13 protein-coding genes, 1 tRNA gene and 2 other RNA genes are annotated in these 14,547 nt (G+C 46.6%); 9 read left to right on the top strand and 7 right to left on the bottom strand.

What is annotated here, in order from left to right; translation table 11 throughout:
* Positions 1–17 precede the first annotated feature (17 nt).
* The 3 genes from trmL to cpxR are packed head-to-tail and all read right to left on the bottom strand — an operon-like array spanning position 18 to position 2,618.
* The gene (trmL, locus tag GVI43_RS10530) at positions 18–491 is read right to left on the bottom strand and encodes a tRNA (uridine(34)/cytosine(34)/5-carboxymethylaminomethyluridine(34)-2'-O)-methyltransferase TrmL (protein WP_159566818.1); all 474 of its coding nucleotides are present in this window, start codon (positions 489–491) and stop codon (positions 18–20) included.
* A 52-nt stretch (positions 492–543) separates the two neighbouring features.
* Complete coding sequence (gene cpxA, locus GVI43_RS10525) at positions 544–1,920, bottom strand: envelope stress sensor histidine kinase CpxA (RefSeq protein WP_159566871.1); 1,377 nt, start codon at positions 1,918–1,920, stop codon at positions 544–546.
* Positions 1,920–2,618 (bottom strand): envelope stress response regulator transcription factor CpxR, encoded by a 699-nt coding sequence (gene cpxR / locus GVI43_RS10520; RefSeq protein ID WP_159566817.1) that lies wholly within the window; start codon positions 2,616–2,618, stop codon positions 1,920–1,922. Before cpxR ends, cpxA begins: the two co-directional genes overlap by 1 nt.
* Before the next feature lie 161 nt (positions 2,619–2,779).
* On the opposite strand from cpxR, the gene cpxP reads away from it, so the two are divergent.
* From cpxP to pfkA, 3 genes are all read left to right on the top strand, one after another.
* Positions 2,780–3,286: a cell-envelope stress modulator CpxP gene (gene cpxP, locus GVI43_RS10515; protein WP_159566870.1), complete on the top strand. Its 507-nt coding sequence runs from the start codon at positions 2,780–2,782 to the stop codon at positions 3,284–3,286.
* Between the two features lie 147 nt (positions 3,287–3,433).
* Positions 3,434–4,312: a CDF family cation-efflux transporter FieF gene (gene fieF, locus GVI43_RS10510; RefSeq protein WP_159566816.1), complete on the top strand. Its 879-nt coding sequence runs from the start codon at positions 3,434–3,436 to the stop codon at positions 4,310–4,312.
* Between the two features lie 362 nt (positions 4,313–4,674).
* The gene (gene pfkA, locus GVI43_RS10505) at positions 4,675–5,637 is read left to right on the top strand and encodes a 6-phosphofructokinase (RefSeq protein ID WP_159566815.1); all 963 of its coding nucleotides are present in this window, start codon (positions 4,675–4,677) and stop codon (positions 5,635–5,637) included.
* Between the two features lie 106 nt (positions 5,638–5,743).
* Here the strand turns inward: pfkA and tpiA are convergent, their stop codons facing one another.
* The 3 genes from tpiA to fpr form a co-directional block, all read right to left on the bottom strand.
* Entirely contained in the window at positions 5,744–6,514 is a 771-nt protein-coding gene (tpiA, locus tag GVI43_RS10500) for a triose-phosphate isomerase (RefSeq protein WP_159566814.1), read from the bottom strand.
* Between the two features lie 172 nt (positions 6,515–6,686).
* Complete coding sequence (locus GVI43_RS10495; RefSeq protein ID WP_159566813.1) at positions 6,687–7,334, bottom strand: DUF1454 family protein; 648 nt, start codon at positions 7,332–7,334, stop codon at positions 6,687–6,689.
* Between the two features lie 83 nt (positions 7,335–7,417).
* The gene (fpr, locus tag GVI43_RS10490; protein ID WP_159566812.1) at positions 7,418–8,164 is read right to left on the bottom strand and encodes a ferredoxin--NADP(+) reductase; all 747 of its coding nucleotides are present in this window, start codon (positions 8,162–8,164) and stop codon (positions 7,418–7,420) included.
* A 264-nt stretch (positions 8,165–8,428) separates the two neighbouring features.
* Between fpr and GVI43_RS10485 the strand changes: the two genes are divergently transcribed.
* The 3 genes from GVI43_RS10485 (at position 8,429) to GVI43_RS10475 (ending at position 8,831) form a co-directional block, all read left to right on the top strand.
* Positions 8,429–8,505, top strand: a tRNA-Pro gene (locus GVI43_RS10485).
* Between the two features lie 32 nt (positions 8,506–8,537).
* A non-coding RNA gene (locus GVI43_RS10480) (RtT sRNA) lies at positions 8,538–8,668 on the top strand.
* A gap of 32 nt (positions 8,669–8,700) precedes the next feature.
* A non-coding RNA gene (locus tag GVI43_RS10475) (RtT sRNA) lies at positions 8,701–8,831 on the top strand.
* Between the two features lie 64 nt (positions 8,832–8,895).
* Here GVI43_RS10475 and bcsG read toward each other — a convergent pair.
* Positions 8,896–10,554: a cellulose biosynthesis protein BcsG gene (gene bcsG / locus GVI43_RS10470; protein WP_159566811.1), complete on the bottom strand. Its 1,659-nt coding sequence runs from the start codon at positions 10,552–10,554 to the stop codon at positions 8,896–8,898.
* Positions 10,555–10,948: 394 nt separating this feature from the next.
* Here bcsG and bcsR point away from each other — a divergent pair, with 394 nt between their 5' ends.
* The 3 genes from bcsR to bcsA are packed head-to-tail and all read left to right on the top strand — an operon-like array spanning position 10,949 to position 14,546.
* The gene (gene bcsR / locus GVI43_RS10465) at positions 10,949–11,188 is read left to right on the top strand and encodes a cellulose biosynthesis protein BcsR (protein WP_159566810.1); all 240 of its coding nucleotides are present in this window, start codon (positions 10,949–10,951) and stop codon (positions 11,186–11,188) included.
* Positions 11,185–11,928, top strand: a complete 744-nt coding sequence (gene bcsQ, locus GVI43_RS10460; protein ID WP_159566809.1) for a cellulose biosynthesis protein BcsQ — start codon at positions 11,185–11,187, stop codon at positions 11,926–11,928. The genes bcsR and bcsQ overlap by 4 nt, the downstream gene beginning before the upstream one ends.
* Positions 11,928–14,546, top strand: coding sequence for a UDP-forming cellulose synthase catalytic subunit (bcsA, locus tag GVI43_RS10455; RefSeq protein WP_159566808.1), 2,619 nt, complete (start codon positions 11,928–11,930; stop codon positions 14,544–14,546). The genes bcsQ and bcsA overlap by 1 nt, the downstream gene beginning before the upstream one ends.
* The last annotated feature ends 1 nt before the right edge of the window (position 14,547 follow it).

Genomic DNA, 14,547 nt, shown 5'->3' with positions numbered 1-14,547 from the left:
ATACTCATCGTTATTGGCTATTCTTTATGCAGCGCTCCCTGATAGCCTAACTGTCTCCACGCTTCATATACCACGACCGAAACGGCATTAGATAAATTCATGCTGCGGCTGTCTGGCTGCATAGGGATCCTGATTTTTTGCTCTTTAGGTAAACTATCCAGAATTTCCATCGGCAGTCCACGAGTTTCCGGGCCAAAAACCAAATAATCTCCCGCCTGATAAGACACTGCGCTATGCGCCGGAGTTCCTTTGGTTGTTAGTGCGAAAAGGCGGCCGGGATTCTTATTGAGGATAAACGCCTGATAGTTTTTGTGGCGCTCAATAGACGTAAACTCGTGGTAATCAAGCCCGGCACGGCGAAGGCGTTTGTCATCCCACGTAAAGCCCAAGGGTTCTATCAGATGCAGTTGGAAGCCGGTATTCGCGCATAGACGAATAATATTGCCGGTATTTGGTGGTATTTCTGGTTCGAATAAAACGATATTTAACATGCGCCCCCCGATTAGAGAGGCGCAGAATAACAGAAATTAAGCTTAGCTAGAACTAGCGGAAATAAAGCGGGAGCCAAATAGTTAAGCGTAACCCACCTAGCGGGCTTTTACCGGCCTTAGCCCAACCTCCGTGCTGGCTAATTGCCGACTCAACGATAGCCAGCCCTAGGCCTGAGCCTCCGGAGTTACGATCTCTTGCTTCATCGGTCCGGTAAAACGGTCTAAATATTTGCTCATAATCTTCTTCTGCTACACCCGGACCATCATCATCGACGTGAATTTCCATGCTCTGTTCGTCACTGCTAAAAGTAACAACAATATGGTTGTGAGAGTAACGAAATGCGTTACGAATAACGTTTTCTAGCGCACTATCTAAAGCCAGCCGATTACCAAAGATTGGCCATGGACCGGGCGGTATGGCGATTTCAAGTTTCTTGTCCGTATGCTCCGCTTCGAATTTAGCGTTGTCTAACACATCGGCCCAGAGTTCATTGGCTAGCAGGCGTTCCCGGGAAATTTCACTTTTGTATTGATTGCGTGAAAGTGCCAGAAGATGGTTGATCATGCTATCCAGACGCTGTGCTTCGGTTTCTATCCGTGCTAACTCTTTGAATTCACCATGACGACGACGCATTAAGGCTGTAGCTAACTGTAACCGAGTTAATGGCGTTCGTAGTTCATGAGATATATCGGAGATTAACCGTTGCTGAGCTTTAACCATTCGATCAAGCCCGTTGACCATTTGGTTAAAGCTGGCACCTGCGGCGCGGAATTCTAGCGGGCCGGACTCCAGCTCCGGTGACTCTTTTAGGTTTCCCCGGGCAACTTCATCGGCCGCCTGTTTGAGCTTACGCGCCGGTTTTGCCAGACTCCATGCCAGCCAGAGTAGTAGTGGAATACTGATAACCATCGTAACGGCCAGCATCAGTAGGGGGCGGTCAAACAGCAGATTAATAAAATCAGACTGAGGGCTGTTTGCCGGGCGCATTAAATAGAGTTGGTAATGTTCCTCTCTGTCACGGACGGAAAAAGGCCCCAACATTTCGAGTAAGCCATATTTCTTTTTCATCGGAAAATCGGCGTTATCCGCCTGACCAATGAAGTTACGGACCATCTGCATTTCGTTGCGTTTGAGTACGCCAACAATCCGGCCTTCACTGGTGACTAGCAGCATGCGTTGGCCGGGAGGGGACCATTTTTCAATTGTTTGCAGTAGCCTGCGCCACCACATAAGATCGTTATTCGGTGTGCTAGCCAGTTCAGCTTCAACGTGCTGTTCTAGCATGGTGCCTTGGCGGCGTTCGTTATCAAGTGCGGGTGCCAACTGGCGGGAATCCAGCTTAGGTACCATTAATACCACCATTAACACTAGCGTTAATGTTAGCCAGAAAATCGCAAAAATGCGGGTTGTCAGGCTATTAAGGGTCATCATGTCACGGTCACCATCAAATAACCGCGTCCGCGCAGCGTTTTAAACCAAGGTAGCCCATCGTGGCGCTCGGGGAGTTTGCGTCTTAGGTTGGAGATATGCATATCAATAGCGCGGTCAAACGGGGTTAATCGCTTACCTAGCACTTCCTGACTTAAATACTCGCGAGAAACAACTTGGCCTAAGCGCTGAGCGAGCAGATACAACAAGGTAAATTCTGTGCCGGTAAGGTCTAAGGTGACGCCGTCAAAACTGGCTTCTTGCCGACCCGGATTTAAACGTAGTTTGTCTACCTGCAGCGTGCCTGAATTATTTTCTGGCTCCTGTTGCTGCTCGCTCCAGTTTGAACGTCTTAATATTGCGCGAATACGGGCGATGAGCTCACGGTCATTAAACGGTTTTGGCAGATAGTCATCAGCGCCTAATTCAAGGCCCAATACGCGATCCAGTTCACTGCCGCGAGCGGTAAGCATAATGACCGGCGTTTGGTAGTTTTGGCGTAGTTCTTTTAACGTATCGATACCATTTTTCTTTGGCATCATAATATCTAGTAAAAGCAGGTCAACGCTGTCGTCCATCATGCCTATTGCTTGTTCACCATCATAGGCAACGATAACGTCAAACCCTTCTAACTCTAGCAATTCTTCTAATAATGACGTGATTTCACGATCGTCATCAACAAGCAATATTTTACTCATAATGTATCCTCCGGCAGCAAAATTACTCGATAAGATGGCGTTATTCCATGACTTTACACACATTTACATGCACTGACGCTAGTTTTCATCCGATAAAGTAAACTCTTTTCATCGGTTCAACACAGAGCTAAGTTACAAGAGCTAAGTTTGCGGAGAGTATGATGCGTAAAGTGAACGCCTTGATTATGGCATCTATGTTGGCACTGAGTACATCAGCCGTGTTGGCCGCAGACGCTAAACCGGATGAACTAAATTCTAGTCCTGTTGCTATGTCTCACCGTGAGACGATGAAGCTTAATGCTATGCAACAGCACGGCATGTTTGACGGTTTAAATTTAACCGAAAAACAACGCCAGCAAATGCGTGACTTGATGAGTCAGAACTATCACGATGCTATGCCAAAGATGTATGTGGATAACATGGAAGCGATGCATAAGTTAATTATCGCTGACAAATTTGATGAAAGCGCCGCTCTGGCGCAGGCTGAGACCATCGCCAAAGCGCGAATTGAGCGGCAGGTAGCATCGGCAAAAGTGAATAACCAGCTTTATAACTTATTGACGCCGGAGCAAAAGACTAAATTTAATCAGAACCATGAAGAAATGATGGGAAAGATGCAAAAGAATTTAGATCGGATGCAGAAGTACCAAGAACCGAACCCGCAGTAATGGTATGTAGTTGTATGTAGAGTCCTATGATGTAGTTTTTCCTTGCCTTAGACATTATTCATGTCTTCCCCGCCATCGATGGCGGGGTTTTTTTTGCCTGAAAATCGTTATACTAGTGGCCGAATAAGTCAGGCTTGGAGCGGTGTAGTGATTGAACAATATGGACGATTAGTGAAAAGGGCCGCAGTATGCGCCACTCTGACAGCGTCCGTTTTATTAGTGGTCAAGGTTGTGGCCTGGTGGTTGACAGGATCTGTCAGTTTATTGGCCGCGTTGGTTGACTCATTTGTCGATATTGCCGCTTCATTAACTAATCTGCTTGTCGTGCGTTATTCTTTACAGCCCGCCGATCGTCATCATACTTTTGGTCACGGTAAGGCTGAATCATTAGCGGCGCTGGCTCAAAGCATGTTTATCTGCGGTTCTGCTATTTTTCTTTTTTTGACCGGTTTTCAACACTTAGTTAATCCTCAGCCGATAAAATTTGCCAGCGTTGGTCTTATCGTTACCGTCATTTCTTTAATCAGTACGCTTTGTTTGGTGACGTTTCAACGTTGGGTGGTTCGAAAGACTGGAAGCCAAGCGATTCGGGCAGATATGCTGCATTATCAGTCTGACATTGTTATGAATGGTGCAATTTTGATCGCGTTAAGCCTGAGTATGTACGGATTTCTGTATGCGGATGCAATTTTTGCTTTGGCGATCGGCGTTTATATTTTATATAGCGCGTTGCGTATGGCATATGACGCAGTGCAAACGTTGCTTGACCGGGCTTTACCCGATGAAGAGCGGCAGGCAATCGTAAGAATTGCTTTATCTTGGGCGGGAATTATCGGCGTTCACGGTTTACGAACCCGCCAGTCCGGGCCAACTCGCTTTATTCAGCTGCATGTTGAAATGGCCGATGAGCTGCCGCTTATTGAGGCGCATCAGATTGCAGACAATGTGGAGAAAGATATTTTGAAGCATTTTCCACATTCGGAGGTGATTATTCACCAGGATCCTTATTCGGTCGTGCCTCAATAAGGGCGCTGGCTCTTTGTTTATCAGGTGTACTATTATTAGTTATAAATCGCCAGATAGGCCAAAGCATTAATTAATATTATCTGATATAAATTATTACCGTTTTTTGACATAAACTGAATCAATTCAGCAGGGTATTTTTGCTATACTCTTTGGCGATTAGTAATTTTGTATCTAGCTGAGATAAAGTTCGATAGTCAACAGGCCGAAAATTACTCTACATAATGCTTTCGGCACATTGGTTTTTTGTCATGAACCTGATTATCAGGGCCTGATTTTAGTGTGTTAAATCTCTCCGCCACGTTTATCGTGGCATTATCGTAAAATGATTTCTAAAAATAACAGCTGTCAGTTTAGAGGTGGTCATGATCAAAAGAATCGGCGTTTTAACGAGTGGTGGTGATGCACCGGGGATGAATGCAGCCATTCGCGGAGTGGTGCGAGCCGCATTATCTGATGGATTAGAAGTTTTCGGTATTTATGATGGCTATCAAGGGCTATGTGAAGATCGTATGGAACAGCTGGATCGCTATAGCGTATCCGATGTCATTAACCGTGGCGGAACTTTTTTAGGCTCAGTGCGTTATCCGGGGTTCCGCGATCCTGCTGTTCGTGAAAAGGGCATTGCCAACCTGCGCAGAAGAGGCATCGACGCCTTAGTGGTTATCGGCGGCGACGGTTCTTATATGGGCGCGAAGCTTTTGACGGAAGAAGGTTTCCCATGTATTGGTTTGCCGGGCACCATTGATAATGACGTTGCGGGAACTGACTATACCATCGGTTTCTTTACCGCTTTGGGTACCGTGGTTGAAGCTATTGACCGCCTGCGTGATACCTCATCGTCACACCAGCGAATTTCTATCGTAGAAGTCATGGGGCGTCACTGTGGTGATTTAACCTTAGCGGCGGCAATTGCCGGTGGCTGTGAGTTTATTGTTTTGCCTGAAATCGAGTTCGATCGCGATGACTTAGTTCGTGAAATCATGGCAGGAATCGGTAAAGGTAAAAAACACGCAATCGTGGCTATTACCGAACATATTTGTGATATCGATGAGTTAGCCCGCTATATTCAAGAAAAGACCCAGCGCGATACTCGGGCTACGGTTCTTGGCCATATTCAGCGCGGTGGTTCACCGGTTCCTTACGATCGGATCCTGGCTTCGCGGATGGGCGCTTACGCAATCGAACTTCTTCTACAGGGCTACGGTGGTCGTTGCGTTGGTATTCAGAATGAACAAATGGTGCATCACGATATTATCGATGCCATTGAAAATATGAAACGTCCGTTCAAAGGCGACTGGCTGAAAACCGCTAAGAAGCTATTTTAATTAGCCGAGGCAGCTTTGTTTTGTTTGCCCCGTTAGCTTTGGTCGTTATTCTGATGTAAAAAAGCCCCGGAGTGTGAATTCCGGGGCTTTTGCTATTTAGAGCAAGTTACTTTGATTTTTTCGCTGCCGCAGCCGCTTTTACAATAACCGCAAACGCATCAGCTTTTAACGATGCACCGCCAACTAATGCGCCATCAATATCCGGCTGAGAGAACAGCTCGGCAGCATTTGTTGCGTTAACAGAGCCACCGTATTGGATGATAACTTTAGCCGCGATATCGGAATCATGCTTAGCAATATGATCGCGAATAAATTTGTGAACTGCCTGTGCCTGAGCTGGCGTTGCTGATTTACCCGTTCCGATTGCCCAGACTGGCTCATAGGCGATCACCGTGTTTTCAAATGCTTTAGCGCCCTGCGTTTTTAATACGGCATCGAGCTGCTTAGCACAAACTAGCTCAGTCTGGCCTGCTTCATTTTCGGCTTCAGTTTCGCCTATACATAAAACAGGAACCAGGCCAGCTTGTTTGACCACGGCAAATTTTTGAGCGATCAGTTCATCACTTTCTTTATGGTAAGTGCGTCGCTCTGAGTGGCCGATAATGATGTATTTTGCGCCAATGTCTTTCAACATATCGGCAGAGGTTTCACCCGTAAATGCACCCGACAGATTCACATCAACGTTCTGGGCACCAAGTATAATTCGCCCACCGGCAACCTGATGTTTGGCCTGATCCAGATAAATGAATGGTGGTGCGATAGAGACATCACAGCCATCAACGCTGCTCAGCTCATTACGCAAGCCAGCGATTAACTCGCCGACCATATGAGTGCTGCCGTTGAGTTTCCAGTTGCCCATAACTAATGGATGACGCATATTTTTTCTCCAATCAGATTGTATGGTAATACGTAAATTACAGTGAGTTAGATGTTTCGTATGTAAAACTTATTATCAGGATTAAGTCCATTCTGCTTCACAGTATAAAGCGACCAGAAACATAAGGCTTGGCTTTTATGGCTTGCCGGTAACGAATACACTTTCCCGTCATTTATTTGTCAGATAGCGACAGCTTAATCGGTTCAATAGCGAATGTTATACCTTTTTCGTTATGGTCGGCTATAACAAAACGCAGAGTGCCTTCAGTTTGCTGATAGAAGGGGGTTCCTTTGCCTTTTTCCAGTAACTCTATGGCTTTATGCTGGCTTTTCTCTGCCGTCAGGGTCGGTTCCAATAAATTGATAAATGCGGCGATGTAGTTGGTCAGCGTGGCTCTATTATATTTTTCTACTTTGGCCAGCGTTTCTGGTTTTTCTGCCTTTTCTTCCGTAGGCAATGCCGGAATATACGTTAACTGTAGGCTACGGATGGTGCGCTTATTTTTATCCAATGCGACCGATGAGTAGAGCGTACTATTAATTCTACTGGCAGCACGGGTTAGCGGTGATTTTACTTCTAGGGTTTTTATCGACTGATATTCTGCCAGTGCCATATGGGGGTAGGTGGTATTAAATTTTTCTCTAAACTGGGCGGCAGTCAGCATAAAGACGGGGGCATCTTCTCTGAGGTAAGGAGCGATTGTCGGTTCAGAACCGGCTGCCGTTTGAGGCTCCATGGGCTTGGCCGAATTTTCAGCTAACGACACGGAGCTAAACGTTAGGGCCAGAATGATGGCGCTAAAGATGCCTGATTTTGCCAAAGGATATCTCCCAAATTGAGTTTGATAGCTGATTAAAACCTGTTGTTCGAGCCTTGTCAAAATGGCCATAAAACATTGCTCAGTTACCAATACTGTTCACTCGTGATATGGCCGGGTTTACGGCGCAGATGCTTAGACATATGGCGCTGTTCTTGTAGCAACCGTTGAGTGTCTTTAACCATTTGTGGGTTACCACACAGCATGACATGGCTACTTTCAGCGCTAATCGTCAACCCTACGCTGGATTCTAATTGACCATTTTCAATCAGGGCAGGAACTCTTCCAGTTAATGACTCAGCGTTTTGCTCCCGACTGACAACGGTCTGAATGCGTAACTTGCCGTTATAGCGTTTTTCCAGCTCGCGCATTAGCGGTAAATAGCTGAGGTCTTCGCTATAGCGTACAGCGTGAACCAGAACGATATGATTAAAGCGTTCCAGATCGATACCTTGCTGAAGAATGGATAAAAACGGGCCAATGGCCGTACCGGTAGACAGCATCCATAGGGTGCTGCAGTCGGGTATTTCGTCTAATACAAAGAATCCGGCTGCATCTTGAGTGATTAGCAGTTTGTCACCGATTTTTAGCGCACGCAGTTTGGGGCTGAGTTTTCCTTCATTAACCGTCACCAGATAGAATTCCAGATCCGGATTATCCGGTGAGTTCACATAGGAGTATGCGCGTTGAAAGCGCTCTCCGTCGATGTCTAGAGCAAGCTTTGCAAACTGCCCGGCAGTAAATGGACGAACCGGAGCATGAATGCGTAAGCTAAATAAATTGTCCTTCCAGTTGTCGATGTGCACTACTGAACCTGAAACCCAATCAGCCATGAACTTATTTCCTCTTGGTGAGCGTTTGTTTATTGCTTTGTCTATAACCGTCTGGCGATGTCACGTTTGCCTGACCACTCTAGCGTTAAAGAGTATCATCTATTGGGGACGATTCTGCGAAGTTTATGGTGAAGAAAACGTTTTGTAACCAAGCGAAATGGTTTATATATCACCATTCTGACGATTTTATCTGCTATTGCAAAAAGGAACGTGGAAACAGGTTGACGTTCAGTTCAAGCGGCAGTAACATTCGCCCCGCTTCATCGGCGAGTAGCGCAGCTTGGTAGCGCAACTGGTTTGGGACCAGTGGGTCGGAGGTTCGAATCCTCTCTCGCCGACCAATTTTAAGAAACCTGCTTTTAAGCAGGTTTTTTTACGTCTAGAGTTCAAGAGGATGAGAACCTCCGAAGGAGGTTTGAGCCAAGCGAAGCGAGACAACGTTGCTTTAGCAACGGCCCGTAAGGGCGAATCACGCAGTGATGAGTAATCCTCTCTCGCCGACCAATTTTAAGAAACCTGCTTTTAAGCAGGTTTTTTTACGTCTAGAGTTTAAGAGGATGAGAACCTCCGAAGGAGGTTTGAGCCGAGCGAAGCGAGACAACGTTGCTTTAGCAACGGCCCGTAAGGGCGAATCACGCAGTGATGAGTAATCCTCTCTCGCCGACCAATTTTAAGAAACCTGCTTTAAGCGGGTTTTTTTACGTCTAAAGTTCAAGAGACAAATTGCTTCATCACTTCGGATAAGGTACCCAACTGGCATTGTTTAGCCGAATATAGGTCTGGCCCTGATAGCCCATTACCACCGTTCCCGATGTTTCAGACATCACGGGCGTTTGCGGCAGGCCATCCGTCAGCTTTTGCCAGTCAATGGTATCTGCGGTAAACAGTTTGCCATCAACTGAACGGGTTACCAGCTCTGACAGGGCTAAATAGCTGCTTGGCTGGGTCACATGAATGGTTTGCTGTGGGCTCGATTTGGCGCCAATCAATTTAACGGCCATGGGTACATGGGTAATGCTTGGGCTTGGAATATCCCGCAGGCCGGATATCTGCATTTTATCGCCCACCAGAGCCGCTCCGTGTTCAGGCACAATGACTACCATGACTTTACGGCCTGATTTATCCAGATCGTCCATAAACTGGTCTAGGTCATCAAACAAGGCCTGTAACCGTTGCTTATAGGCCACCCGATCGTTGCTCGTTACGCTTCGGTTACCGTCATGCAGTTCGATAGTGTTGTAGAAGGTAGCGCTACGCGACGCGTTATCTTTTCCTCTGGTATCCAGCCACCGTTTTAACATCGCTAAGTCTTGATACAAAGGCTCGCCGTCAAAGGCTACCAACTCTTGTTTTGCATCACCCGGCGGCAAAGGGTCAGCCTGCATATCGGCGTATTCGCGCAGCTCTTTCAGGTAATCGCCGAATTTACCGGAATGGTCCATCACTAATTCATTTTTGAATCCAAGCTGGGCCAAGTTCTCAAATAGGTAACAGCGTTTGTCGGCCTGTTGATATAAATCGGAATGGGAGGTTTGCCCGCAGCTTGCCCTTGCTAGCCTGATCGCGGCCGGGCCGCTGTAAGAGGTTGCTGAGTTAAAGTTATCGAACACAATATTCATTTTCTTCCATAGCGGATGGTCGGTTAGGCCCGAGTCTTCTATATCCGACCAAGATAACGAACAGATATTGATAACAAGTAAATCAAACGGTTGGGAATCCGCAGGTAGCTCTGTCGGAAACGGGGTATATAGGCTTTTTTGTTTCTGCATAAAGCTATCGTAATAGGCTGACAAATTTTGATTGGTCGGCGGGGCCTGAGTATCCAGAGTGCTGCCGCTGCTGGTAGACGCGGCGGCGGTCGGAGAGCGATTACCGCCAGTGGTACTGGCCGTTGGCAGTAAAGAGATCGCCGGGCCGCTCAGGGTGATAATATTCAGCCATACAATCGCGGCAACGACAAACGGCGTTACCCGAACCCATTGAGAAATAAACAGATAGCCAACCAGCAGCGCAAATCCGGCACCAACCCAGTTCCAGTTGATAAAGCGCTGGGCGAGTTCAAGCACGTAGCTAAAGCTTAGCGCAGTGGCCTGACTATTGAGGCTGATAATACTTTGGATGCCCGGCAGCCAGGTATCATAGTAGAACAGTGCAAAGCCAATGGGGAAGGCCAGCCAGTCGCGAGTTTTTCTCAACCACCCGGCAGGCAATGGAAATAATAAGAAAGCAATAAAAACCAGATTTTCAAGAGGGTGGAAGTTTAAATAGCCGCCCCAGACCAGCGCCAGCTTAATTAAAAAATAGTAGTTCCAGCCTCTCAGCCCTACCCAGTTTGCCCACAATTTTTTATCCGAGAATGCTGTTTCTAAGGGTATATTTTTGTTATTCATGATATTGGCTTTAGTTATCCACAGTGACCGTAGTTTTTACGGTTGATTTCATTTTTTAACTTGGGTAGGCGTGGTTTTAAATACTGCTTGATAAGCCATACGAAATTGACAGAACGGTAGTTAATATAACCGTACAACTATTGGCATTAACATCCAGTCAATTTTCTTATTATTATGGAAAAGGTAAAAGTTAGTTTCGTCGTTTATATACGGTTCCTATACCATTTTAAACTATTTCCGGAATAAATGAATTTTATTTGTCGTCTCTTTACCGATTGTTACGGTATTTAATAAAAATATCATTCTGTAATCGTGTTTTTACACGTCAGCGCCATCGCAAGATTTTCTTTATCAGCTAAAATTATTTATATAGTCCAATTTTTTGAGTTATGAAATGAACGATGAAGTTAAAGGTTTTCATTCGGGTGTGCCACAAGGGCGTGAAGATAAAGAAAGTACGTTTAAACCATTATCAGAGCTGAATGAATATCAGGATGATATTGCCGCGGTTTCGTTGGCTTATCACCTCCCATCGCTGTCATACATTGATTTCTCTGGCCAGAGCGCCATAAGTTCGGCTTTCTCCCGGTGGCCATTATTGGCTGAACTGAGCCAAAAGCAGGAAAATAAATGACAACTATCGCAATTCAAGGGATCCGAGGAGGGTGCGGAGCAACGTCGGTTACCGCTTCCTTATCTTGGTCATTGGCAAATTTAGGACAATCGGTTTTAGTTATTGATTTCAGCCCGGCTAATTTATTACGACTTTATTTTGATATGCCTTATAGCGATAAACGTGGTTGGATAATAAATAATATTCAGTCAGACTCCCACAATGGAGTCATTAATTATTCTGAAAGATTAGACTATTTACCCTTGGGCTTGCTGGATGAGAAAATGCTTTCAATGCGTGTTTCTCAACTATTAAGTCAGATGAGTGAACGGACAAGTAAATATCCTCAACAATTAGAAGGCTTATTTTTTGAGCAGTATCAGTGGATATTAATTGATGCCTCTGGCCTATATTCTCCATTGGTAAAGCTGGCTCAATCATTAGCCGATATTCATTTGTGCGTGCTGAATCCCGATGTCGCTTGCGATGTATTACTGCAGCAGCAAGAATTACCCAATAATAGCTATTTTCTGCTAAATAGATTTTCTCCGACCAGCCTGATTCAGCAAGATATTAATCATATATGGCAGCGCAAGGTGACTAATCTTATACCGATAGTTCTTCATGCTGACGAAGCGTTGCCCGAATCATTTGCCGCTAAGAAGCCCGTTGGCTTATACCAGCCAGAAAGCCTAATAGCTCAGGAGTTCAATACACTGGCTCAATGGTGTGCCTCTTTTGAACATCAGGGTACCCACTGATGGCGTGGGTGAAATGTGGCTTCAAGGCCATTATCCCTTCGGTTCCGCTTAACGTTATAGCTGAACGCTATGACCGCTATCGTCAGGAAAAAACGTCGGCAATCGTCGCATTTTTGTTTTGTATCGGTTATGTACTGCTGTGGACAATATTCTGTTTTGAATCACCGTCATGGCAGAAGGTCAGAGCCAGACACAACGAGTGGTTTCCTCATATTTCTTCCGATTGTCCCCGTTTTGCAGATGGAGTCCGCTATGCGGTACAAAGCCTATGGCTGGTGATTGTCCGGCAAGAAAAACGGCCCTCCTTTTTGCTGATTCGTCGAGCCGCGGGTGAATTTTTCGCGTGGTGTGGCCGCCAGCATCGGGCGGTTATTTCATGGTTGCATTGTCTGCCGGAGAGGGTTCATCACCATGGCCTAAATACCCGGTCAGAAGCGAAAATCAGCAGTTTGAGCCCGCGCTTACGTAAGGTCATGTTTATTCTTGGTAGCCTGCTGGCCGCAATACTGGCCATTATCTGTATTTCTCAGCCGTTTGATTTATTTGCTCAGTTTATTTTTGTCCTGCTGCTGTGGGGCATTGCGATGGTGGTGCGCAGAATTCCGGGGCGATTCTCGTCTCTGATGATGATTGTGCTGTCGTTAACTATATCCTGTCGCTATATCTGGTGGCGCTATACCTCCACGCTGAACTGGGACGACCCGCTTAGCCTTATCTGCGGTCTATTGCTATTGGCGGCTGAAACCTACGCGTGGGTGGTATTACTTCTTGGCTATTTTCAGTCAGTCTGGCCGCTGCACCGTAAACCGGTACCGCTGCCGGAGAACCTTACCGATTGGCCTAGCGTTGATATTATGATCCCGACCTATAACGAAGGGTTGAACGTCGTAAAACCGACAATCTATGCTGCGCTGGGCGTTGACTGGCCGCAGGATAAACGAACGATTTACATTTTGGACGACGGCAATCGCGCTGAATTTAGAGCCTTCGCCGAAGAGGTCGGGGTGAGGTATATCGCCAGACCCACGCATGAGCATGCTAAAGCCGGTAATATTAACCATGCGTTAAAGCAGGCTACCAGCGAGTTTGTCTCGATATTTGACTGTGACCACGTACCGACGCGTTCATTTTTGCAGCTCACCATGGGTTGGTTTTTTAAAGATAAAAAGCTGGGGATGCTGCAGACACCACACCATTTCTTCTCGCCCGATCCCTTCGAGCGAAATTTGAATTCTTTCCGCCATACGCCAAATGAAGGCACGCTGTTTTATGGTCTGGTTCAGGACGGCAATGATATGTGGAATGCCGCATTCTTCTGCGGTTCGTGCGCTATTATGCGTCGATCAGCGCTCAATGAGATTAAAGGTATTGCGGTGGAAACCGTGACCGAAGATGCCCACACGTCTCTGCGTTTGCACCGCCGTGGTTATACCTCCGCCTATATCAGAATCCCTTTGGCCGCCGGTTTGGCCACCGAAACGTTATCTGCGCACATTAGCCAGCGCATTCGGTGGGCCAGAGGCATGGTGCAGATTTTTCGGCTGGATAATCCTTTGTTTGGTAAAGGGCTCAAACTGGTGCAGCGCCTGTGTTATGCCAATGCCATGCTCCACTTTTTATCCGGTATTCCGAGGCTTATTTTCCTGACTGCGCCGTTGGCCTTTTTGTTCTTCCATGCCTACATTATTTATGCTCCGGCCTTGGCTATTGCACTCTATGTGCTGCCTCATATGATTCATGCCAGCCTGACGAACTCGCGCATACAGGGTAAATTCCGTCACTCTTTCTGGAGTGAAATCTATGAAACCGTGTTGGCCTGGTACATTGCCAGACCCACAACGGTGGCCCTGTTTTACCCGTTGAAGGGAACCTTTAACGTAACGGCTAAAGGCGGAATGGTCGAGGAGAGCCATCTCGACTGGGGCATTTCCCGGCCTTATTTCACCTTAGTTATCCTCAATCTTGTGGGCATTATTGCGGGCTGTTGGAAGCTGTATAGCGGCCCGGCGGATGAAATACCGACGGTATTGGTCAGCATGACGTGGGTTGCCTATAACTTGATTATTCTGGGTGGTGCCGTGGCGGTGTCTATCGAAGCGAAGCAAATCAGGCATTCACCGCGTATCCAGATTTCCATGCCCGCCGCGATTGCCCGCGAAGATGGGCATTTATTTCCCTGTACGTTGCGCGATTATTCTGACGGCGGTGTTGGTGTAGAAATGGGCAGCTCCGATTTGGTTAAGCAGGGCGACGAGCTGGTGTTAATCCTAAAACGCGGGGAACGGGAATTTGCGTTTCACTGTCAGGTTATGCGGGTGTCCGCCGCGATGGTCGGCGTTAGTCTGAAGCTTAAGACCACGCAGGAAAACATTGATTTTATGCAGTGTACTTTTGCCCGTGCAGATACCTGGGCTTTGTGGCAAGAAGGCGTACCGGAAGATAAGCCAATGCAAAGCCTTGGCGATGTCTTTAAGTTAGGTTTTCGTGGTTACCAGAGAATGATCGAGTATTCGCCTCCGTTGATGTATTCCGTGCTGAGCCGAATGATATCAACGACCGGCTGGGTAATCTCATTTTTACCTCACCGTGTTAATCAGCCAAAAGAAGAAGTGGCGTAAT

Origin of the sequence: Budvicia diplopodorum, from assembly GCF_009800925.1 — a bacterium.
Taxonomy (GTDB): domain Bacteria; phylum Pseudomonadota; class Gammaproteobacteria; order Enterobacterales; family Enterobacteriaceae; genus Budvicia; species Budvicia diplopodorum.
The sequence above is the reverse complement of the archived record's forward strand: the minus strand, read 5'-3'. Positions and strand labels throughout refer to the sequence as shown.